The sequence below is a fragment of the Exiguobacterium sp. SH3S3 genome, assembly GCF_004337115.1.
GTDB classification, from domain to species: Bacteria; Bacillota; Bacilli; order Exiguobacteriales; family Exiguobacteriaceae; genus Exiguobacterium; species Exiguobacterium aurantiacum_A.
The window spans coordinates 212,004-233,636 of record NZ_SJUU01000001.1 but is presented as its reverse complement, the minus strand read 5'-3'; the positions used below and the strand labels follow the sequence as shown (position 1 = coordinate 233,636).

Genomic DNA, 21,633 nt, shown 5'->3' with positions numbered 1-21,633 from the left:
ATTAAATCACCCCAATACTTTTCACTTCGAGCGAGCTGAGCAATTCGTTATACGCAAGGACCGGAACGTCAGGATAGTACCGTTCGAGCAGTTGTCTCACGAATATCCGAATCGTCGGCGAGCAAAGAATGACGGCCGAAGCCCCGTAGCGTTCAAACATCGACAGTTGTTCGCCAGAGCGCTCGATGATTTCGCGCGCTTGCTCCGGATCGAGCGCCAAATAGTTGCCGAACTCGGTTTTTTGGACAGCGTCTTGAATCAGTTGCTCGGTCTGCCCACCGAGTGTGACAACGTAGAGTGGACCGTCCGGCGGGCTGACTTGGTCAGTCAACTGACGGGCGAGTCCTTGACGACAGTATTCGCCTAATATATCAGCGTCTTTCGTCACTTTCCCATAATCGGCCATCGTCTCAAACAGGAGCGGCAAGTTGCGAATCGAGACGTGCTCTTTCAATAGATGACGAAGTACTTTTTGGATATCTCCGATTGAGAGCACGGATGGGGTCACATCTTCGACGAGCACCGGATGTGTCTCTTTCAAATGCTCGACGAGCTGTTTCGTCTCTTCCCGTCCGAGTAAGTCGGACGCATGTTTCTTGAGCGTCTCCGTTAAATGCGTGGCGACGACTGAAGGTGGGTCGACGACGGTGTAACCGCTCATCTCAGCCCGCGTCCGCGTCTCTTCATCGATCCAGAGAGCGGGCAATCCGAAAGCCGGTTCCGTCGTTTCGATCCCGTACACTTCAGGGTCTTCAATTCCAGGACTCATCGCCAAGTAGTGATCGAGTAATAACTCACCTTCTGCAACAACATTGCCTTTCACTTTGATCCGGTAAGCGTTCGGTGACAGTTGCAGGTGGTCACGAATCCGGACCGTCGGTAAGATGAACCCGAGTTCGAGTGCGAGTTGACGGCGGATCATGACGACACGGTCGAGCAGATCGCCGCCTTGCGATTCATCCGCGAGTGGGATCAGCCCGTAGCCGAACTCGAACTCGATCGCATCGATTTGCAGGAGCGAGACGACGGTCTCGGTCGGTGCCGCTGGTTCCTCATCCGGTAGCGGTTCAGCAATCGCTTGCTTCAGGCTGCGGCGCATCGAGTACGCCCCGAAGAATGTCGCACCCGCGATGAGCGTCGTCACCGGAAGTAAACTTGGTGACACGAAACCGAGCAAGAAGATGACCGTGCCCGCGATATAGAGCAACGTCGGATTTTGACCGAGCTGGTCGACCACGTCTTCCCCGAGATTGCCGTCCGAGACGGCACGGGTGACGATGATCCCGGTCGCCGTCGAAATGAGGAGGGCCGGAATCTGACTGACGAGCCCATCCCCGATTGTCATAAGCGAGAACGTCGTAAACGACTCACCGACAGGTAATCCCATTTGGACAACGCCGATGATGATACCGAAAATCAAGTTGATGACGACGATAATGATTCCGGCAATGGCGTCACCTTTTACGAATTTCGAGGCCCCGTCCATCGAACCATAAAAATCAGCCTCGCTTTGAATCTTTTTACGACGGATTTGGGCGTCTTTGTCATCGATCAACCCGGAGTTCAAATCGGCATCGATTGCCATTTGTTTCCCCGGCATCGCGTCGAGTGTGAATCGAGCCGAGACTTCAGATACCCGTTCGGCACCTTTCGTGATGACGACGAATTGGATGATGACGAGAATGAGGAATACGACAAATCCGACGAGAACGTTTCCGCCGATGACGAAGTTCCCGAACGTCGCAATGACTTCCCCACCATATCCGGTCGAGAGGATCGAACGGGTCGTTGACACGTTCAACCCTAGCCGGAACAGCGTGATGATCAGCAAGAGGGACGGAAAGACAGAGAAATCAAGCGCTTCCCGGGCGTTCATCGCCACGAGTAAAATCATGAGGGCGATCAATATATTTATAATGATAAGAAAATCTAGTAAGAACCCCGGTAACGGGATGACCAGCATGACGACGATCATAAGAACGCCAATCAATACTGCGAAATCTTTAGCTTTTACAGCCAACGCATACTCCTCCTCAAGACGGTTGTTTCAGTTGATAGACGAACGCCAGCACTTCGGCGATCGCCTGATAAAACGACTCGTCGACGACTTCTCCGATGTCTAGCTGCGCATAGAGCGCACGGGCCAGTGGTTTATTTTCCACGATCGGGATATCGTGCTCTTTTGCGACGTCACGAATATTGAAAGCGACTTGGTCGACCCCTTTGGCGACGACGAGCGGCGCAAAGTCTTTCGTATCGTCATAACGGATGACGACAGCGAAATGGGTCGGGTTAGTGATGACGACGTCCGCGTTCGGAATCTCTTGCATCATGCGCCGCATCGCCATCTCCCGTTGTTGTTGTTTGATTTTCGACTTGATGAGCGGGTCGCCTTCACTGTTCTTATACTCGTCTTTAATGTCTTGTTTCGACATGCGGATCGACTTTTCAAAGTCGAACCGTTGATAAAAGAAGTCGAGCAGTGCGAGCGCGAGCAACGCGACGCTGACCCAAAGCCCGAGTTCGATCGTGATTGCAGCGAGTGCGACGACCGATTCACGAACATGTTCGACGGCCATGCGTGACAATTCTTTTTGGTTTTGCCAAAGTATAGCGACCGCAGTCGTCAGGATAATCAATAATTTGAATAAGGACTTTAAAAATTCGACGACTGCTTTCATGCTGATGATGCGCTTGACCCCTTTGAGCGGGTCAATCCGCTCTAACTTTGGTTGAATCGCCTCTGTTGAGAACAGTGAACCGATTTGGAAATAGTTGATTAAAATACCGAACACGACCGCAACGATCAAGAACGGTGCTAAAATGATCCCGGCGCGAATGACCAAATCAATCATCATCCCGGACATGCCTTCTGATAAGTCGTACAGCAAATACGTTGGACCGAGCAGCTCTTTCGTCAGGCCAAACAACTGCTGACCGACATAAGGTCCGAGAAAAGATAACATGAGGAACATCGCGAACAAGGCGAACGCTCCGGTCAGATCGGCTGATTTCGCAACTTGTCCTTTTTTACGCGAGTCTTCTCGTTTTCGAGGTGTTGCTTTTTCCGTTTTTTCTCCTGCAAAAAACTGAAGATCGACCGATAAAGAGTATAGAGGCTTCATTGAGCGTCTCCTAACAACGTCATAAAATCACGTAATATTTCTTGCAACACCGGGATGAATTGGCTGATCCCATTCAACGTCAACCCCATCATCATGACCATCACGGAAAACCCGGCGATCAATTTGAACGAGAACCCGATGGCAAAAATGTTGAACTGCGGGGCCGATTTTGCTAAGAAGCCTAGCGCCAAGTCGACGAGAAGCAACGATGCCATGAGTGGGAACGCGAGTTGCAACGCGACCATCATCGTCATCGTGACGACCTTCACGGCCATCATGAGCGATGCTTCGCTAAAGTTGATCATCGGCTGACCAGGCGGATAAATTTGAAAGCTGTAATAGATACCGTCGATCAACAGTAAGTGCAAATTACTTGATAGCATGATGAACAGCGTAAAGATGTAATAAAATCGTCCGATCAACGGCGACTGTCCGCCAAACATCGGGTCATACGCTGACGCCATCGCCAGACCGAGCTGCAAATCGATGATTCCCCCGGCAATCTGTGGGGCAAAAAATAAGATGTTGATCAAAATGCCGAGCAGAAGTCCAATCAGCACTTCGTACAGCACTTGAACGATGAATGCTTGTCCGAGTTCAAGCGGCTCCGTTACCGTGAACATCGCATAATAAGCTAAAAAGGCGCTAAACGCGACACGGTGCATGACCGGAAGCTGCTTTGAAGAAAATAAAGGCACACTTACGAAAAATCCGGACAGACGAGCAAACGTCAATCCATATAAACTAATGAAATCGACCGCATTCATTTCGAGGCGACCTCGACCATCAGTTCAAAGATCATCCGCGTAAATCCTTCCATCTGTTGCAGCATCCACGGGGCGAAAACGACGAGCCCGATAAAGACCGCGACTAGCTTTGGAACGAACGATAATGTTTGTTCTTGAATTTGAGTCGTCGCCTGTAAAATCGAGATGACGAGTCCGACGACGAGGGCGATCAAAAGAAGTGGCATCGCAATCTTTAATAACGTCCATACACTCTCTGTCGCCAAATAGATGACCATTTCATGCGTCATAATCGTTCCTCCTACATACTTCTAAGCAATGATTCCACGATTAAGTGCCATCCATCCACTAATACAAACAACAACAATTTGAACGGCAGAGCGATCATGACCGGTGGAAGCATCATCATCCCCATCGACATGAGCACACTCGCCACGACCATATCAATGATCAAAAAAGGCAAGAAAATCATAAAGCCGATTTGAAACGCCGTCTTGAGCTCACTGATGGCGTAAGCTGGTACCATCGCGAGCAAAGGAACGTCTTCGACCGACTCCGGTTGCTCATAATTCCCGTATTTGATAAACAGTTGCAAATCTTCCTGTCGCGTATACTTTGCCATGAATCGTTTCATCGTGTTACCGGCTTCCTCGAACGCCTCATCTTGACTGATCTCGTCGTCCATATATGGAGACAACGCCTTGTCGTTTAAATCAGATAAGACCGGAGACATGACGAACAGCGTGATGAACAAGGCGAGTCCGATGATCAATTGGTTCGGCGGTGTCTGTTGTGTCCCTAAGGCTGGCCGAATGAACGACAGGACGACGACGACACGTGTAAAACAAGTCATCAAAATCAAGAATGACGGCGCCAGCGTGAGCAGTGTCAATACGACCAACAATTTAATCGAAGTCGACGTGCTGTCCGGCGTTTCTAAATTGATCAGTTGTTCAATCGTCGTCATTGCTTCTTCCTCACTTCTTCAATCTGTGACAGTTGTTGCTTGAACGTATCTAAGAACGTTGATGTATTCGAAGCGTTCAGTGAAGGTGCGTCATACGCTGCTTCATCGATCGATTCCGCGTCGATTCGATCAATCAATTGAATCGATTCACCGACACCGAGCACGTATACTTGCTCCCCTAGCTTGACGAGCTGCACCGAGCGGTCTTTCCCAAGCGGTACTCCGCCGAGATGTTTCATATGTTGCGCCGTCTTCACACCTTGCGTCCGTGCGTTTAACCAACGCATCAAGACGAGGAATCCTCCAATTACGACAACTAAACTCAAGACGACCTTGACCAACGTCCCGACCGTCGAGACGGTCGTAGGGACAGATTGATCTTTGGCTTCAGGCTGCTGTTGTTCGAACTGTTTATCCACGGTGGCGGCCTCGACCGTGGCCGGCATAGACAGCCCGACCACGAGCAGGAAAATCAACCACCACTTGTTCATTGCGCGACCGTTTTCGAAACTGCCTCGACGACACGTTCCGCGTTGAACGGTTTCACGATGAAGTCTTTCGCTCCCGCTTGGATCGCATCGATGACCATCGCCTGTTGTCCCATCGCCGAACACATGATGACTTTGGCGTTCGAATCGAACCCGCGAATTTCTTTCAATGCCGCCAGGCCGTCCATTTCTGGCATCGTGATGTCGAGAGTGACGAGATCTGGCGTGAGTTCACGGTATTTTGCGACCGCGTCAATACCGTTCTCTGCCTCGCCGACCACTTCAAACCCGTTCTTCGTTAAAATGTCTTTAATCATCATGCGCATGAACGCCGCATCATCTACCACCAAAATTTTTGCACTCATTATTCTTCCTCCTTAAACGATTCCAATCCGCTCATGCGGTTGGATGATTTCTGTTACACGTACCCCGAAGTTCTCTTCGATGACGACGACTTCGCCGCGGGCAATGCGTTGTTGGTTCACATAAATATCGACAGGTTCCCCCGCCAATTTATCAAGTTCAATGATCGATCCTTGCGACAGTTCGAGCACTTCTCGCACCGACCGTTTCGTCCGACCGAGTTCGACCGTCACGTTGAGCGGCACATCATACAGTAAACCTAGGTTTGCCGGCACCGAATCGTTTGACGTCGGGGCGTGGAGTGGCATGAACTCGGCTTGGCTGACCGCCACTTCCGGGGCTGACGTTTTTTCAGTGCGTGCCGGAGCAGGTGCCTGCGCTTTCGCTGGTGTGACCGCCGCTTGAACTTTCGGTTGCTCTTGTTTAGGCGCGGCCGGGGCTGACGTCGTAGCTGCGATCAGTTCGTTCACCAGTTGTTTCCCGAATTGAATCGGGGCAATTTGAACAATTTTTGAATCAATCAACGTACCGACTTTCAAATTGAACTCGATCAGTACCATCGTCTCCCAAAGCTCAAGCCGGTCAATGATCGTTTGATTTTTCGTCGCATCGAACACTTCGACGAGCGGCGGCGAAATATCAATCTTTTTAGAGAACACGGTCGAGAGCGATGTGGCCGCAGCCCCCATCATTTGGTTCATCGCTTCTTGAACGGCCGACAACCGAATCTCATCGAGCCCGTCCGGATCGACACCGATTCCGGTCCCGCCGAGCATCAAATCAGAAATGATGGCCGCATCTTCACGAGTCAAGACGAGGACGTTCTCCCCTTTCAACCCTTCGGTGTAACCGACCCGAAGCGCCACGTGAGGTGTCGGATAACGCTCTCTGAGCTCATCGATCGTCACTTCACTGACGACCGGGGTCGTGATTTCTACTTTTTGTTGCAGTAACGTCGACAGCGCCGTCGCGGAATTTCCGAACGAGATATTTCCAATCTCTCCAAGGGCGTCGCTTTCCATCGAGTCGAGATGTTCTTCGCTCTCGTCTACCGGTTTTGGCGAACTGTCGCTCGTTCCTCGTAATAACGCGTCAATTTCATCTTGTGACAACATCTCACTCATTGCTCTTCCTCCTTCACCCGGTGAAGCACTTGGACCGCCATCCGCTTCCCACTCACACCGACTTGCCCTCTGAACACTTTATTTTCCCCTACTAGGACGGATAGCGGGTCTTTCACTAGTTGATCGAGCGTCAAACAGTCACCGATTTCTAAATGCAACAAGTCACCGAACGTGATTGTCGTCTCCCCGAGTAGGGACACGACCTCTACCGTCGAATTCATCAATTGGGCTTTGAGCGGTTCTTGACTGTTCCCGCTCGCATTGCGGCGGTTCGCCTCCTGCATCCAATAATGACTCGATAGTTTCGATAGCACCGGCTCGATCGTCACGAACGGCAAGCAGACGTTAATCGTCCCGCTCACTTCTCCGATCGTGACCCCGATCGAAATGAGCACGACCGTCTCGTTTGGTGACACGAGTTGAAGGAACTGTGGGTTCACTTCAACGGCCGTCATTTCGGACTTGATCTCGGCAATCGACTCCCACGCTTCCCCGTAACCGGCAAAAGCTCGTTTATATAGCTGGGTCAAGATTCGCATCTCGATTTCAGTGAAGCTTTCGACTTTTTCAATCTCGACGCCAGGTCCCCCGAGCAGTCGATCCAACATCGCGTAAGAGATGTTCGGATTGACTTCGATGATGAACCGACCGTTAAGCGGGGGCGCCTCGATCAAGTTGATCATCGTCATACTCGGAATCGAATGAATGAACTCATCGTATGGAAGCTGTTCGACTGAATTGACCGTAAACTGGACATACGTCCGAAGTTGGGCCGAGAAAAATGTCGTCAGCATCCGTGTGAAATGTTCATGGATCCGGGTCAAGCTACGAATTTGATCTTTAGAGAAACGGACGGCCCGTTTAAAGTCATACTGCCGTACTTTTCGTTCTTCTTCTTGATTCAAAAAGGAATCGGCTTCGACATCTCCACTGCTTAGCGCTGATAACAGGGCATCAATTTCTTGTTGAGACAGTACTTCTCCCATGATGCCACCTCACTGTATAATTTTCTTCGTCATATAGACGCGCTGGACCTCACCTTTTTCCAGCAGTCCGTTTAATTGCGCTCGAAGGGATTGCTCGAACTTCTGCATATCTTCCTTCGTCGTGAGCTGTGCCTTCGTCATCCCGGCCAAATCGCCGAGAATGACGTTATGGACTTGGAACTTACGAAGTTCAAGATCTTCTTTCGTCTCAGGCGCATCGGTCACAATCGTGAATTGGACGTTGATGAACCGTTCGTCTTGAATATTCGTCGTCATATCCTCGGTCGTGAAGCTGCGCTCGGCGAGTTCTTCTGCCGTCACAGGTTTCGTTTTAGCCGTCACGTTGTCGCCGAATACATATTTATAAGTCATAAACCCAGCGCCCCCCATGACGAGCAGGACGACGAGCAGGATGAGCACCATTTTCATGGCGCCTCCTTTTGGTTTTTCTTCACTCATCTTCTTCACCTCTTGTGACTGTCGTTCCCATCAAACCGATCGAGCCGTAAAACGCCGTCGTCCGATCGATGATTTGATCTTTCGTCTCTGTGACGATATACGTCTTGCCGTTATACAAATGAATGATCGTGTCAGGTTCGGCCTTGACCGTCTCGATGAACAAGGCGTTCAAGACAAATTCCTCACCCCGCAATGTCGTGACGCGTATCATCAGCGTTTCAAGTTGACGAGTTCTTGTAAAATCTCGTCTGACGTTGTGATGATCCGTGTGTTCGCTTGGAATCCACGTTGCGCGATAATCATTTCGGTGAACTCTTCAGACAAGTCGACGTTCGACATCTCGAGGGCGCCTGAGACGAGTTCACCACGTCCGTTGTCACCTGAAGCACCAATCGTCGGATCTCCTGAGTTTTGCGATTGTAGGTAGTTATTTGCCCCAACTTTTGACAGCCCGGCGTTGTTCGGGAAGTTGGCGGTGACAATATATCCAGCAGTTTGTAAAGCGCCTGCCGCGTCGACGTAGCTGACTTGGCCGTCTTTTCCGATTGAAAGTGACCGAGCATCAGTCGGAACTTTGATTTTCCCGTAAGTTGCTGCACCTGGTGTGACATCAGGGATATTTCCAACAAGGTTAGGGGCTGCTAGATTCCCATTTGCTTTATCACCTGTCCCAAGCAAGTAAGTTCCGTCACCCGTTACCAAGTTTCCTTGGTTATCCGTGTAAAAGTTACCGGCGCGCGTATACTGCGCTTGTCCGTTGACCATCGTCACGAAGAATCCTTCACCGGAGATCCCGACGTCGAGCGCTCTCCCTGAGTTTTGCATCGCGCCTTGGTTATAGACGTTGTCGACGGTCGCCATCGTGCCCCCGAGTCCGATTTCTTTCGGGTTGATCCCGCCGGCCGTGTTGCCGTTCCCGCCTGCAGCACTACCGACTTGTTGGCTGACGAGGTCTTTGAACGTGACGCGGCCTTTTTTATACCCGAACGTGTTGACGTTGGCGATGTTGTTACCGACGACATCAAGCTTTGACTGGAAGTTCTTTAATCCACTGATTCCTGAGTACATTGCTCTTAACATGATGAATCCCCCTTATGCTTGTTTGATGGACGTAATATTGTAGACGCTTACCGAGCTACCGTCTTCGAGATCGGCCATGTACCCTGACTCATCCGTTCTTGAAATCGAGACGACACGTCCCGATCCTTTGATCGTCTCCGTTTCAGTCTCCGTTTTATGGTCGACCGTCTTGCCGATCATATTGCTGAACTCGGAAATTGAAGACATGTGGCGATCGACGAGTACTGAATCAAGTTGCTTTGAAATCGTCTGCATTTGTTCGAGTGATGAAAATTGAGCCATTTGTGAGATGAACTCACGATCTTCCATCGGTGACATCGGATCTTGGTTCGCGAGCTGGGCCATCAATAGCTTTAAGAACATGTCCTTATCGTATTGGTTCTTCGCTTTAGGCAGCGATTGATCGGGTAACGTATAATCATTCGTCTTCGGTTGGATGGTCGTCATCGTCGGGTTCCCCTTTCGGTTGTTCCTGTTGTTCTGGTTCAGGTTGGTCTGACTCGCTAAACGTCGATGATTTCGCTTCGAGCGCTTGTTGCGTCAAACTCACTTCGACCCGGATATGCTGCGACAACGGTTGGAGCGTCTGTTGCAGTTGTTGCATTTGTGACTGGAGCAACTGTTTCGCTTCTTGGTTGCTCGCGAACAGCTTGACGACGAGTTCACCGTTATGGCGCTCGAGTTTGACGACGAGTTCGCCTAGCTGTTCCGGGTATAGTCGAACGGTGAACACTTTCGATCCGTCGGCCCCGCTTCGGAACGGTGCTCTTTGAAGAGCAGCCTCGATCCGGGCTTGGAGGTTCTCCGGAAGCGACCCTTTAGACGCGTACATGACCGTTTCTGAGTCGATCTGTGGTCGTGACCACGTCATGCCTTTCGGCAACCAGTCGACGTTTTCTTTTCCAGCTTGTGGTAATACATTCGCCGGCGTTTCAGTTTGATAAGGGAGGGGAATATGTTTTGAAGTCTGGGTTAAACTCCCTTTAAATTGCGAAACGATTTGCTGGATAACTTGGACGTTCTCGTTTACGGTTGGCTGGTTTTGTTTTCCGGCCAACGCCTCGCGTTCCGTCTTTCCTAACATCATCGCGCCCGGTAAAATCGTTTGGGCGGCAGCTAACGTGGTTACGACGTCTGACGAGACCGTTTCCTCGATTGTTCCTGTGCCTGCACCTGCTTGGGCGATGATGCCGATATAGGCGTCCATGAACTTACGATAGGCGTCTTGTGGCAAAGACTTTAACCACTCTAAGCTATCGGGTTGTTGTAACCATTGTTCAAGCTGGCTCGACAAGTTCTCGAGCGGAAGGGCGCTATCTGTCAGAATTGCCGCGCTCGGTGCGAGTGTCGTCGGCGCAGCTTCCAACTCAGCCAACGCTTCCGTTGAGGCGCCAAGCATCGATGAAAGCAGGTCTAAAAACTGTCCGGTCGGGGTAGATCCTGTCTCCCCGCCTTTCGCTGTCGTTCCTTGGACCGCTTGAGCAAATAAGGCGATATTCATCATCTCTTCCTCCTTTCACGTTTCATTGGAGCAATTGCGTGACGACGGCAGCCTGTTGTGCATCCATCCGTCCCAATATGTCGGCCTGTTGTTTCGGCGACAGTTCTTTTAAGATCGTCGCCACTTGCGGGCTATCGAGTTCGTTCATGATCGCGGCCGCTTGTTTGGCGGACATTTCTTCATAGACGCGAGACACGTTCGACGTGTCTTCCTCCACTTCTGCTTCCGCAGTGGCTCCGAGTTCAGACACGAGTCGGTCCCGCTCTTTGATCAAGTCCGAGACTTCTTTTTGTCTCGCTTTCACTTCATTCGTCAATTCGACGTTTTCCGTGCGCAGTTTTTCAATCTCAGCGTTCGCGACTTTTAATCGATTCGTCGTGTCCGCGTCAATGCCGGTGACATTGACTTTTGTTTCAACTGTCTCATCTTTGTCTGCCTGTTCGCGCGTTTCTATGAACGGCACCGATAATAGCGGCCGGTCCATCGCATAGTTCATGACGACGATTCCGCCGACGAGTAAAAAGATTGCCGGGACGAGGACAAGAGCGACCAAGAGCTGTCTACCTCGCTTATTGTTCTCTTTTTCCATCAGCTTACTTCCCTTTCCCGTGATGAATCACTGCCAACTCATCGATAAAATGTTGTTCGGTGAGTTTCGAGACGGCCACTTCATTTTGGCTGACCTTCTCATGCAACGTTACATATTTTTTTTCTTCGACAACTTTTCCGAGCAAACGCTCTTGAGCCAAGTTGTAACGGTTCCGTGACTGTTGCACGACGAGTTGTTGCGTCTCAATTTGACGTTTCAACTGTTCCCTCGCCTTTTCACGATATTGGAACATGAGCAGATCAATCACACCAGATTGTTCATCTTGACTCTTCATGAGCGTCTCATACGTCACGACTAATCGATACAGCGTCTCCATCTCGGCTTCGAATCGCGCCTTATGACCTCTCATCTCTGTCGCCGATTCTTCTTTTGCATGCTCGGCAATCGGCATGATGCGTTCTAACAACAGCTTGTTCATGATTCACCTCTCGCAATTCCGACAAGACGATCGAGCGTCTGCTCGAGCGATGCCTCTTCTTCAATCGACTGTTTTAAAAATGTGAGCAGTCCCGGATATTCATCGATTGCTGTATCGATCGCAGGATTCGTGCCCTTTTTATAGGCTCCGATGTTAATCAAGTCTTCCGCGTCTAGATAAGTGGCGAGCCAACTCCGAAACGTCTGCGCGGCATCGCGATGTACAGGTGAAGCAATCTGGTTCATGACACGACTGATTGATTTTAGGACATGGACCGCCGGAAACTGCCCTCGGTTGGCGAGCGAACGGTCCATCACGAAGTGACCATCTAAAATCCCACGGACGGCATCTGCGATCGGTTCGTTCATATCGTCCCCGTCAACGAGGACGGTATAAAACGCCGTGATCGAACCGGTGACGGACGTCCCGCTCCGCTCTAGCAGTTGCGGCAGCATCGCGAACACGGAAGGCGTGTATCCTTTTGATGTCGGTGGTTCTCCGGTCGCTAGCCCGATCTCTCGTTGGGCCATCGCGAATCGGGTCACTGAGTCCATCATAAGGACGACCTCTTTGCCTTGGTCCCGGAAGTACTCGGCGATCGCCGTCGCCGTGTAAGCGCCTTTCAAACGCACGAGCGGGGGTTGATCGCTTGTCGCTACGATGACGACGGATCGAGCCATGCCTTCAGGGCCAAGTTCGTTTTCGATGAACTCTTTCACTTCTCGTCCCCGTTCGCCAATCAACGCGATCACGTTTATGTCTGCCGATGAGCGTTTAGCGATCATGCCAAGCAATGTCGACTTCCCGACGCCTGATCCCGCAAACAAACCGACACGTTGGCCTTTCCCGACCGTCAATAACCCGTCGATGATCCGGACCCCGGTCGACAAAACGTCTAAAATGCGTGGACGTTCTAACGGGTTCGGCGGTTTTCGAAGAACATCGTAGCGTTTGCCCGTCGGCATCGCTGCGCCCGATAAAGGGCGCCCGAGCCCGTCAAGGACTTGACCGATCAGTTCGAAGCCGACCGGTACTTGGAGCATGTGCCCCGTCCCTTTGACGATACAACCTGGGGCGATCTGTGTCGTTTCTCCGTAAGGCATGAGCAAGACGCGCTCTTCATTGAAGCCGACGACCTCGGTTTCAACCGTTTGGCCGGACGGTAACTCGATCAGGCAGCGCTCACCGATAAACGCACTCGGTCCGTTCGATTCGATCATCAGCCCGACGACGCGACAGACACGACCGACTTTACGCACATACTCATCTTCTGGAGAAGCGGTGATTGTGGCGACTACGCGGTCAATAAGCGCCATCGGATAGAACCTCCTCAATCTTGGAACGGATTCGTTCAAAACTGTACGATACGTCGAGCTCGTTGCCATGATGTGGCGTCTCGATCCGTACGCTCGTCTCTGTCAACGAGACATCAGCCCGATATTTCAACGGTGGCATCTGTTCGGATTGCCACGTCGACTCGAAACGTTGGATTGACGCAAGCCGCGTCGGGTGGACGAAGACGGTCAACGCTTCGGCATCGATTTGGCGAAGCAGTTGTTCGCGGATCATGTCGGCGAACAACGCCTCCTCGTTTCGGACGAGATCGGTCGTGACACGTGCACTGATCTCGACGGCCAAATCAACTAACTTCATTTCGGCATCTCGCCATTTCTGTTCGAACAAGTTCTCAAGTTCGGCGCTGACCATGTTCAGCCGGGCCGTCAGCTCATCGAACTCTGACTTCCCTTCTTGACGTCCTAGGTCAAAACCTGACCCGTACCCTTCCTGATAAGCGGCTTCAAGCGTTTGTTCTCGTAACAGTTCAAGCTCATGTTCGACTGTTTCACGGTGTAACTTGATCGCTTCTTCCTCCTGGCGGAGGGAGGCGTACCTCACTTCTAACTCTTGTTCATGATTACGTTCGACCACAACCTCTGAAACCGGTTCAAGGAATGGCCGCGAATCGATTCGTTGTGGTTCGAGCGGCATCGCTCGTTGACGTTTGATTACGTTAGACAACGATGTCATCTCCTCCACCACGGCTAATCACGATCTCTCCGACATCTTCTAGCCGGCGGATGATTCCGACGATGCGGCTTTGTGCTTCTTCGACGTCACGCAGTCTGACCGGTCCCATGAACTCCATATCTTCCTTGAACGTATCGACCATTCGTTGCGACATGTTTTTGAAGATGATCTGTTTGACCTCTTCGGAAGATACTTTGAGCGCGAGCAGAAGATCGTCGTTGGCGACTTCGCGAATAATCCGTTGAATCGCTCGTGAGTCGAGTGTGACGATATCTTCGAAGACGAACATCCGTTTTTTGATTTCTTCCGCGAGTTCCGGGTCTTCGATCTCGAGCGCGTCAAGAATCGTCCGCTCCGTCGTCCGATCGACACCGTTAAGCACTTCGACGACTGCCTCGATCCCGCCGGATTGCGCGTAATCTTGCATATCGGTTTGAGACAAGTTCTTTTCAAGAATCTGTTCGATTTCGTGAATGACGTCCGGATTGAGGCGATCCATCGTCGCGATTCGTTTCGCGACCTCCGACTGAATCTCTGGCGGAAGTTCCGACAAGATTTGCCCGGACTTGACCGGTTCAAGATGAGCCAAGATTAAGGCGATCGTCTGCGGATGCTCGTTTTGTATAAAGTTGAGCAACTGCTTCGGATCGGCTTTTCGGGCAAATTCAAACGGCCGGACTTGTAGCGTCGAAGTGAGACGATGAATCAACGCCATCGCCTTCTCTTCTCCAACTGCTTTCTCTAAAACCGTTTTCGCAAACCCGATGCCACCTTGGGTAATATAACTCTGTGCCATCGCCAGGTCATGAAATTCTCCTAAAATGGCTTCTTTTTGTTCAGACGACACTTTTCGGAGTGCCGATATTTGTAGCGTCAACTGCTCCATCTCTTCTTCAGACAGGTGTTTATATACACTCGCCGCCACTTCAGGTCCAAGCGAGATCATGAGCATGGCCGCTTTTTCTCGATTCGGTTGTTTTGCGTAGTTCACAGTACTCACTCCTCAGACATCCAAGTACGAAGAAGCTTGGCGAACTCTTCTGGATTACTCTCTGCCAATTTCTCCAACTGTTTCTTCTTGACGGCACCTTCGCCTCGCTCTTCCAAATCGAGATCGGGTACTTCGTCTTCATACGGTACTTCCCATTCATTCGTTCCCGAAACCGGTTGCTGATTCCGTCTTCGCATGGCGAAGAACAGAAGTGCGAGTAAGAGAACGGCACCAGCTGCGGCTGCATACATCCACCACGCTGTCGGCTGTTCTGCCACTACCATTTCTTCCGTTTCAGCGAACGGTCGTGACACGACGACGACTTTCTGTTCGAGTTCCGCTTCCGTCAACGCCTCGCCCGTTTTAGCGAGCGACGTCCGGATGATTGAATACATCATCGTCTCAAGGTCGCCCTCAAGTTGCGGGTCGATCGCTTGAGCGCCGTCTGGCGGCTCGACGATCAGTTGAACACCGAGGTCACGGATTGTGTAGGGGGCGTTCTGAATTTGTTTCGTGATGCGATTGACCTCATAGTTGATGATTTCATGGTTCTTTTCGCTTTCTTCTTCACCAGTTCCCATTGCGGCCGGGAAGTTGACGGTATCGTTTTCACCAGCTCCTGCCGCTGCTGCCGCACCGGCACCACCTGTATACGCTTCGGCGATCCGTTCAGCAGACGTCACAATCCCTTCCATCGTATCCTCGTTGACCGGGGTTACCAGGTTTTGTTCTTCTGCCGATTGGGTCGTGTCGATATCAGCCGTGACCGAGACGAGCACGCTGCGTTCTCCGAGTAAGACCGAGAGCATTTGTTGAATCTGTTGACGTACGTCTTTCTCGACTTGACGCTTCAGCGCTAACGGATCGGTCGAAGTCCCACCGGCCATCGTCGATTGATCCAAATCGTAATACGTGAAATATTGGTCCATGATCGAGATGTTCTCCGGTTTTAAGTTCGGGACACTCTTACTGATCAAATGATATAGTCCTTTGACCGTCGCCGGCTCAAGATTCGTACCTGCTCCTAAATTTAGGACGATCGAAGCTGTCGGCTCCCCTTGATCTTCGGCCAAGAACACCGATTTCTCCGGAAGCGAGATAATGACTTTTGCTTGGTTGATTCCTTCGATTTGTGTAATCAAACGTTCGAGTTCGGTTTGCATCGCGCTTCGTTCGATGACTGCCATTTCTCGGTCCGTCGTTCCAAATCCGGCGTTCTCACTGAAAAAGCTGTAATCGATCGCACCTGACTTTGGAATCCCGGCGGCTGCCAAGTTAACTTTCAATTGGTCGACTTGCTCACTCGGCACGTAGACGCTGACACCGTTCGATGTCGCTTTGATTTCTGACTTCACCCCATCAGCCGTCAGCTTTTCCGTCACTTCTCCAGCCTCTTGGGCCGAGAGGTTCGTGTAGAGAGGAGCCATGTTCGGGCGCGAGAGCCAAACCGTCAAGAGCACCGCGACGACAAGTACGCCGACGATGACGATGCCCCAAATGATTTTACGGTTTGTTTGCATCGCCTTCAGTGAGCCGGCCAGTGAGCTGAATTGTTCTTTTAACTTATCATTCATCGCAACTCGTCATCCTCTTCATTAAACTTGCATTCGCATCATTTCTTGATAGGCCTCAACCGCTTTATTTCGCACCTCAATGGCGAGTTGCATCGCAATCGACGACTCTTCGCTTTGGATCATGACTTGGTGAAGATCGGCTTTCCCGACGGCGAGGTCTTGACGCGCCGTACTCGTTGCCTGTTGAACTTTATTAAGCGACTGCATCGCTTCATTCAAATATGATCCAAACTGAGACGGTGTCTCTTTCACTGTCGGCAGAGCCGCGGTCTGGTTACCGATTAATTGAATTGGGTTAATTTGCATAGTCTGTCACTCCTTATCCTTTACCGATTTCGAGCGCTTTGACGAGCATTGCTTTTGACGCATTCATCGCGGCAATGTTCGCTTCATATGATCTTGTCGCACCTGTCAAATCAACCATTTCTTTTAACAGGTCAACGTTTGGCATCTGAACGTATCCCCGTTCATCCGCATCCGGGTGACTCGGGTCATATGTGAGTTTGTAAGGACTTTCGTCTTCGACGATGCCTGAAACTTCGACGCCTCCGCTCACTGCCGACAGTTGTTGACGAAACGGCGCTTCTTGGAGCACCGTCAGTTTCCGTGTATACGGCTGCCATTCTCCATCGACAAGTTTGCCACGAGTCGTCTGGGCGTTCGCGATGTTCGCCGATACTGTATCCATCCGAAGACGTTGAGACATGAGTGCCGAAGCGGATATATGAAAACTATCGAACATACCCATAATTAACGTCCTCCTCTAATAACGGTTTTAAGTCCACCGAGTCGACGGTTCAATTGTTCCATCATCGCCTCATACTGCAGTTGGTTACGGGCCAGTTCACTCATCTCATAATCGAGATCGACACTGTTCCCGTCACTTCGCATCGCCCCTCCGGCCCGGTCAACGATTTTCGTTGCACTACCGCGGTCACTCGGACGGCCACCAGCTAACTTTAGGCGCATTTCGTTGCTTAACGTCTGTTCGAACACAGCCTGTTTCGCTTTAAAGTTCGGCGTGTCGATGTTCGACAAGTTATGACTGATCACTTTTTGGTTAATGACCGAATGATTGATCGCTTGCTTCATTAATTGATAATCTGTGCCGATCCAATTCATGCGTCTCACTCACTTTCACTTAAAAGAATGCATGTATATACCTTATTTGGAAATTCCACTACTTCATTGAAACAAATCTGTAACAGTTCTGAAAGATATTTTTGTTAAAACAGGTAAATGGTATCGTCTGTTTTTGTCGAATTCACGACATATTCTGAAAATAATTACTTTTGTACTAAAAAAAGACGTTCCTTTTAACAAAGGAACGCCTTTTTGCAACTAAAGTCCTAATTGATAGGACTTTTAGCTATAATCTAACGGATATTCGCTCGATTTTAATTTGATTTCAGTTTCTGCAATTCAAACAAGAAGTTATCATTTAATATCTTGATATACGTTCCTTTCATTCCGAGCGAACGTGATTCGATGACGCCAGCGCTTTCAAGCTTGCGCAACGCGTTGACAATCACAGAGCGAGTAATTCCCACTCTATCGGCAATTTTGGAAGCAACTAACAGACCTTCGTTCCCCCCAAGTTCTTCAAATATATGCTCAATCGCTTCAAGCTCTGAATAAGACAACGAATTGATCGCCATTTGGACAACTGCTTTCTTGCGCGCCGACGCCTCTGCTTCCGCCGCCTTCTCACGGAGGATCTCCATCCCGACGACTGTCGCGCTATATTCTGCGAGAACGAGGTCGTCTTCAGTGAACTCGTTGTTCAGTCTGCCGAGAACGAGTGTGCCGAGTCGCTCCCCGCCACCGATGATCGGGACGATCGTCGTCATCGAATCAAGGAACAGCTCACGGTTCTCGACCGGGAACGCCGTATACTCGCTATCGATGCCGATATTTTCCGTCGTCTCTTTCACGTTGAACAAGTTCGATGCGTACGGTTCAGGGAACTGACGATCAACTAGGAACGCCTTCATCCGCTCGTTCTCAATCTGTTGTTTAATGGCGAAACCGAGCAAGCGACCGCGACGGCTCACGATGAACGTGTTCGCTTCGAGTACTTCACGCATCTTATCTGCCATCTCTTTAAAGTCGACGTGCGCGCTCGCCTCTTGTTGAAGCATCGTGTTCAATTGACGTGTTTTATCTAGTAAGTTCATAATTCTAATTTTCCTCCCTGTATGTGCATACAGAATTCTTATAATATAAATTGACTAAGGTCTCGATCTTCCGCGATCGATCCGACTTTTTCTTTCACATACGCTGGTGTGATCTCGACGTGTGTTTGTGGCATGTCGGCCGCCTCAAACGATAAGTCCTCGAGCACGCGCTCCATGATCGTATAGAGACGGCGCGCTCCGATATCATCAGTTTCTCGGTTGACGTGCGTTGCGATCTTCGCAATCTCTTCGATGGCCGAGTGGGTAAATTCGACGGTGATCTCCTCTGACTCGAGAAGGGCCTTATACTGCTTGATGAGCGCCTGTGACGGCTCCGTCAGAATTTTGACGAAATCTTCCTCGGTCAGGCTACTCAACTCGACACGGATCGGGAAACGACCTTGCAGTTCAGGAATCAGATCCGACGGCTTCGCCATATGGAAAGCACCTGCCGCGATGAATAACACGTGATCCGTTTTGACGGGTCCATATTTTGTGACGACGGTCGAACCCTCAACAATCGGTAAGATGTCTCGCTGCACACCTTCACGAGAGACGCCAGCATGGTCTTGTGACTTCGTCGCGATTTTATCGATTTCATCGACGAAGATGATGCCCATCTGTTCGCTGCGTCGTACCGCCTCGTCATGCACTTCATTCATGTCGAGCAAACTTTCCGCCTCTTCGGCAACGATGAGCGGGCGAGCCTCTCGAACCGGGAGCTTCCGCTTCTTCCGCTTTTTCGGGACGATTTGGCCGAGCATGTCCTGAAGATTCGATAAGCCTTCCATCCCTTGTCCTTGAAACAAATCAACTGTCTGTTTCTCTTCAAGGTTGACCTCGATCAATCGCTCTTCGAGTTCGCCAAGTTCAAGCAACTTCCGTAATTGAGACCGATCAGTCGATTGATCGTCCGTCGGTTCTTGCGTCTTCTGTCCTTGACCGCCAAACAGCGCTTCGAACGGGTTTGCGGCTGTCGGCTCAACTTTAGCCTTACCCTGAAGTGCATCGAGAATACGTTCGGTCGCAGCGGCTTCCGCTGGTTCCTTCACGTCTTCTTTCTTTTCTTCCTTCACGAGGCGAACCGAGTCTTCAACAAGGTCTCGGACCATCGATTCGACGTCCCGTCCGACGTATCCGACTTCGGTGAATTTTGTCGCTTCGACTTTCACGAACGGGGCACCGACGAGCTTGGCAAGACGTCTCGCGATTTCCGTCTTCCCGACACCGGTCGGACCGATCATCAAAATATTCTTCGGTGTGACCTCGTCGCGTAAGTCAGCGCTCAGCTTCTGACGACGGTAACGGTTGCGTAGTGCAATCGCGACCGCACGTTTGGCATCTTTTTGCCCGATGACGAACCGGTCTAACTCAGCTACGATTTGACGTGGTGTCAATTCACGTTTCATTCTGTATCGCCTCCGATCGTTTCTACGATAACTTGGTCGTTCGTATAGACGCATAATTCACCGGCAATCTCTAGGGCGGCGCGAGCAATCTCTTCTGCTGTTTTCTCCGGTGAGTGACGTACGAGAGCGCGTCCCGCTGCTAGCGCGTAATTCCCACCTGAACCGATCGCAAGGATGCCATCGTCCGGTTCGATCACTTCGCCGCTCCCGGACACGAGTAAGAGATGTTCCGCGTCCATGACGATAAGAAGCGCCTCGAGCTGACGAAGCATCTTGTCGCCGCGCCACTCTTTGGCGAGTTCGACTGCCGCTCGCGGTAAGTTCCCGTTATACATCTCGAGTTTTGATTCAAACTTTTCAAATAACGTGAACGCATCGGCCACGCTACCGGCAAAACCGGCCACGACTTTTCCGCCGTATAACCGCCTCACTTTTTTAGCCTTGTTTTTCATGATGACGGCGTTGCCAAACGTGACTTGCCCATCTCCGCTCATCGCACATTTTCCGTCGTGCCGGACTGCGAAAATAGTTGTTGCATGAAACATAGAATGACCCCCTACTTTCTCGGATGTGTGGCTTGATAGACCGCTCGCAAGCGTTCCGTCGATACGTGGGTGTAACGACCGGTCGTCGATAGTGACTCATGCCCGAGCAACTCTTGGACGGCACGTAAATCGGCCCCGCGTTCGAGCAGGTCGGTCGCAAAACTATGACGTAACGAATGCGGTGTTAACGGTTTTTGAAGTCCGCCGAGTTTCCGGAGCCGCTTCATCACGTAACGAATTTGGTCTGTTGTCACTCGATTCCCTTTTTGACTAACGAATAATGCCGTTTCGTGTGCCGCGGCGCAGTTTTGCCTTAACTCAAGGTAATGCTCCAACGCTTCGACGGCAAATTGCCCGAGCGGGATGTAACGTTCTTTCTTGCCTTTCCCGATGACATGAACGAATGAGAGCGCCGCATCATATGACGATATGTCCATGCCACAAAGTTCGGCGACACGCATCCCGGTCCCGTACAACACTTCGACAAGCGCGACATCACGTGCCCGCAGGAACGGGTCGTCTTGGCCGTTTGCCGTCATGAGCAAGTGTTCGACCTCGCTCGGTACGGCAAACGTCGGCAGTGTCTTGCGACGTTTCGGCGACGTCAAGTCATGAAACAGCGGTTCACTCCCGGTTTCTCGAGCCACAAATTTCCCGAACTGTTTGAGGCAGGAGATTTTTTGGGAAACGGTCGTCGTCGCCGCTTCATTCTCGTAAAGGACATATAAATAACGCCGCGCCGACTGCACATCAAATGGCTCTTGATGTGTCGATTGGCAATAAGCGGCGTACTGTTCGAGTGTTTGTTCGTAAGAGCGTTTCGTATGAGGCGACAGTCTTCGTTCGACTTGGCAATAGCGTAAAAATGATTGTTGATCCTCAGCGAATCCCATCCTCTCGCCCCCTTGCTTTCAGCTTAAAAACGCATGTTCCCGTCAAATCGAAATTAGCATAGCATACAGAATCAGAGGTGACAATAGAAACCCCTTCAATAATCTGAAAATTTTCAAAGTATTGTACAAATTACACAATTGAAATTTAA

At 50.7% G+C, this 21,633-nt stretch carries 27 protein-coding genes; all 27 read right to left on the bottom strand.

Annotation, left to right across the window (positions count from 1 at the left end):
- Window position 1: 1 nt before the first annotated feature.
- A complete protein-coding gene (gene flhA / locus EVJ28_RS01185) occupies window positions 2-2,020 on the bottom strand; it encodes a flagellar biosynthesis protein FlhA (protein WP_255417540.1) in 2,019 nt (672 codons plus the stop codon).
- Window positions 2,021-2,033: 13 nt separating this feature from the next.
- Window positions 2,034-3,125, bottom strand: a complete 1,092-nt coding sequence (flhB, locus tag EVJ28_RS01180; RefSeq protein ID WP_071399611.1) for a flagellar biosynthesis protein FlhB — start codon at window positions 3,123-3,125, stop codon at window positions 2,034-2,036.
- Window positions 3,122-3,892, bottom strand: coding sequence for a flagellar biosynthetic protein FliR (gene fliR / locus EVJ28_RS01175; protein WP_131456187.1), 771 nt, complete (start codon window positions 3,890-3,892; stop codon window positions 3,122-3,124). The genes flhB and fliR overlap by 4 nt, the downstream gene beginning before the upstream one ends.
- Window positions 3,889-4,161 (bottom strand): flagellar biosynthesis protein FliQ, encoded by a 273-nt coding sequence (gene fliQ / locus EVJ28_RS01170; RefSeq protein WP_035385907.1) that lies wholly within the window; start codon window positions 4,159-4,161, stop codon window positions 3,889-3,891. Before fliQ ends, fliR begins: the two co-directional genes overlap by 4 nt.
- 11 nt (window positions 4,162-4,172) lie before the next feature.
- Window positions 4,173-4,838 (bottom strand): flagellar type III secretion system pore protein FliP, encoded by a 666-nt coding sequence (gene fliP / locus EVJ28_RS01165; protein WP_016508219.1) that lies wholly within the window; start codon window positions 4,836-4,838, stop codon window positions 4,173-4,175.
- The gene (locus EVJ28_RS01160; protein ID WP_236634000.1) at window positions 4,835-5,329 is read right to left on the bottom strand and encodes a flagellar biosynthetic protein FliO; all 495 of its coding nucleotides are present in this window, start codon (window positions 5,327-5,329) and stop codon (window positions 4,835-4,837) included. Before EVJ28_RS01160 ends, fliP begins: the two co-directional genes overlap by 4 nt.
- The gene (locus EVJ28_RS01155) at window positions 5,326-5,691 is read right to left on the bottom strand and encodes a response regulator (RefSeq protein WP_035385909.1); all 366 of its coding nucleotides are present in this window, start codon (window positions 5,689-5,691) and stop codon (window positions 5,326-5,328) included. The genes EVJ28_RS01160 and EVJ28_RS01155 overlap by 4 nt, the downstream gene beginning before the upstream one ends.
- Window positions 5,692-5,703: 12 nt before the next feature.
- Window positions 5,704-6,813, bottom strand: coding sequence for a flagellar motor switch phosphatase FliY (gene fliY / locus EVJ28_RS01150; protein ID WP_131456189.1), 1,110 nt, complete (start codon window positions 6,811-6,813; stop codon window positions 5,704-5,706).
- Window positions 6,810-7,799 (bottom strand): flagellar motor switch protein FliM, encoded by a 990-nt coding sequence (gene fliM / locus EVJ28_RS01145; protein ID WP_070327489.1) that lies wholly within the window; start codon window positions 7,797-7,799, stop codon window positions 6,810-6,812. Before fliM ends, fliY begins: the two co-directional genes overlap by 4 nt.
- Before the next feature lie 9 nt (window positions 7,800-7,808).
- A complete protein-coding gene (locus EVJ28_RS01140; RefSeq protein ID WP_131456191.1) occupies window positions 7,809-8,258 on the bottom strand; it encodes a flagellar basal body-associated FliL family protein in 450 nt (149 codons plus the stop codon).
- Window positions 8,251-8,469, bottom strand: a complete 219-nt coding sequence (locus EVJ28_RS01135) for a flagellar FlbD family protein (RefSeq protein WP_016508262.1) — start codon at window positions 8,467-8,469, stop codon at window positions 8,251-8,253. Before EVJ28_RS01135 ends, EVJ28_RS01140 begins: the two co-directional genes overlap by 8 nt.
- The gene (flgG, locus tag EVJ28_RS01130; protein ID WP_131456193.1) at window positions 8,469-9,338 is read right to left on the bottom strand and encodes a flagellar basal body rod protein FlgG; all 870 of its coding nucleotides are present in this window, start codon (window positions 9,336-9,338) and stop codon (window positions 8,469-8,471) included. Before flgG ends, EVJ28_RS01135 begins: the two co-directional genes overlap by 1 nt.
- Window positions 9,339-9,350: 12 nt before the next feature.
- The gene (locus tag EVJ28_RS01125) at window positions 9,351-9,785 is read right to left on the bottom strand and encodes a flagellar hook capping FlgD N-terminal domain-containing protein (RefSeq protein ID WP_070327492.1); all 435 of its coding nucleotides are present in this window, start codon (window positions 9,783-9,785) and stop codon (window positions 9,351-9,353) included.
- Window positions 9,757-10,839, bottom strand: a complete 1,083-nt coding sequence (locus EVJ28_RS01120; RefSeq protein WP_236633999.1) for a flagellar hook-length control protein FliK — start codon at window positions 10,837-10,839, stop codon at window positions 9,757-9,759. Before EVJ28_RS01120 ends, EVJ28_RS01125 begins: the two co-directional genes overlap by 29 nt.
- A gap of 22 nt (window positions 10,840-10,861) precedes the next feature.
- Complete coding sequence (locus EVJ28_RS01115) at window positions 10,862-11,428, bottom strand: MotE family protein (RefSeq protein WP_131456197.1); 567 nt, start codon at window positions 11,426-11,428, stop codon at window positions 10,862-10,864.
- Window positions 11,429-11,432: 4 nt separating this feature from the next.
- Window positions 11,433-11,867, bottom strand: coding sequence for a flagellar FliJ family protein (locus EVJ28_RS01110; protein WP_016508248.1), 435 nt, complete (start codon window positions 11,865-11,867; stop codon window positions 11,433-11,435).
- Window positions 11,864-13,183 carry a flagellar protein export ATPase FliI gene (gene fliI, locus EVJ28_RS01105; protein WP_131456199.1) on the bottom strand — a complete coding sequence of 440 codons (1,320 nt, stop codon included), beginning with the start codon at window positions 13,181-13,183 and terminating at the stop codon, window positions 11,864-11,866. The genes EVJ28_RS01110 and fliI overlap by 4 nt, the downstream gene beginning before the upstream one ends.
- A complete protein-coding gene (locus tag EVJ28_RS01100; RefSeq protein ID WP_236633998.1) occupies window positions 13,170-13,895 on the bottom strand; it encodes a FliH/SctL family protein in 726 nt (241 codons plus the stop codon). Before EVJ28_RS01100 ends, fliI begins: the two co-directional genes overlap by 14 nt.
- Entirely contained in the window at window positions 13,879-14,886 is a 1,008-nt protein-coding gene (gene fliG, locus EVJ28_RS01095; protein WP_083273965.1) for a flagellar motor switch protein FliG, read from the bottom strand. Before fliG ends, EVJ28_RS01100 begins: the two co-directional genes overlap by 17 nt.
- Before the next feature lie 5 nt (window positions 14,887-14,891).
- Window positions 14,892-16,460, bottom strand: coding sequence for a flagellar basal-body MS-ring/collar protein FliF (gene fliF, locus EVJ28_RS01090; protein ID WP_131456201.1), 1,569 nt, complete (start codon window positions 16,458-16,460; stop codon window positions 14,892-14,894).
- Between the two features lie 21 nt (window positions 16,461-16,481).
- Window positions 16,482-16,766 carry a flagellar hook-basal body complex protein FliE gene (gene fliE / locus EVJ28_RS01085; RefSeq protein WP_070327497.1) on the bottom strand — a complete coding sequence of 95 codons (285 nt, stop codon included), beginning with the start codon at window positions 16,764-16,766 and terminating at the stop codon, window positions 16,482-16,484.
- Between the two features lie 13 nt (window positions 16,767-16,779).
- Window positions 16,780-17,208 (bottom strand): flagellar basal body rod protein FlgC, encoded by a 429-nt coding sequence (gene flgC / locus EVJ28_RS01080; protein ID WP_131456202.1) that lies wholly within the window; start codon window positions 17,206-17,208, stop codon window positions 16,780-16,782.
- Between the two features lie 2 nt (window positions 17,209-17,210).
- The gene (gene flgB, locus EVJ28_RS01075; RefSeq protein ID WP_131456204.1) at window positions 17,211-17,582 is read right to left on the bottom strand and encodes a flagellar basal body rod protein FlgB; all 372 of its coding nucleotides are present in this window, start codon (window positions 17,580-17,582) and stop codon (window positions 17,211-17,213) included.
- Between the two features lie 275 nt (window positions 17,583-17,857).
- Entirely contained in the window at window positions 17,858-18,637 is a 780-nt protein-coding gene (codY, locus tag EVJ28_RS01070; RefSeq protein WP_016508279.1) for a GTP-sensing pleiotropic transcriptional regulator CodY, read from the bottom strand.
- A 38-nt stretch (window positions 18,638-18,675) separates the two neighbouring features.
- Complete coding sequence (gene hslU, locus EVJ28_RS01065) at window positions 18,676-20,046, bottom strand: ATP-dependent protease ATPase subunit HslU (protein ID WP_131456206.1); 1,371 nt, start codon at window positions 20,044-20,046, stop codon at window positions 18,676-18,678.
- Complete coding sequence (gene hslV / locus EVJ28_RS01060; RefSeq protein WP_131456208.1) at window positions 20,043-20,591, bottom strand: ATP-dependent protease subunit HslV; 549 nt, start codon at window positions 20,589-20,591, stop codon at window positions 20,043-20,045. Before hslV ends, hslU begins: the two co-directional genes overlap by 4 nt.
- Window positions 20,592-20,602: 11 nt before the next feature.
- Window positions 20,603-21,484 (bottom strand): tyrosine-type recombinase/integrase, encoded by an 882-nt coding sequence (locus EVJ28_RS01055; protein WP_070327502.1) that lies wholly within the window; start codon window positions 21,482-21,484, stop codon window positions 20,603-20,605.
- Window positions 21,485-21,633 lie beyond the last annotated feature (149 nt).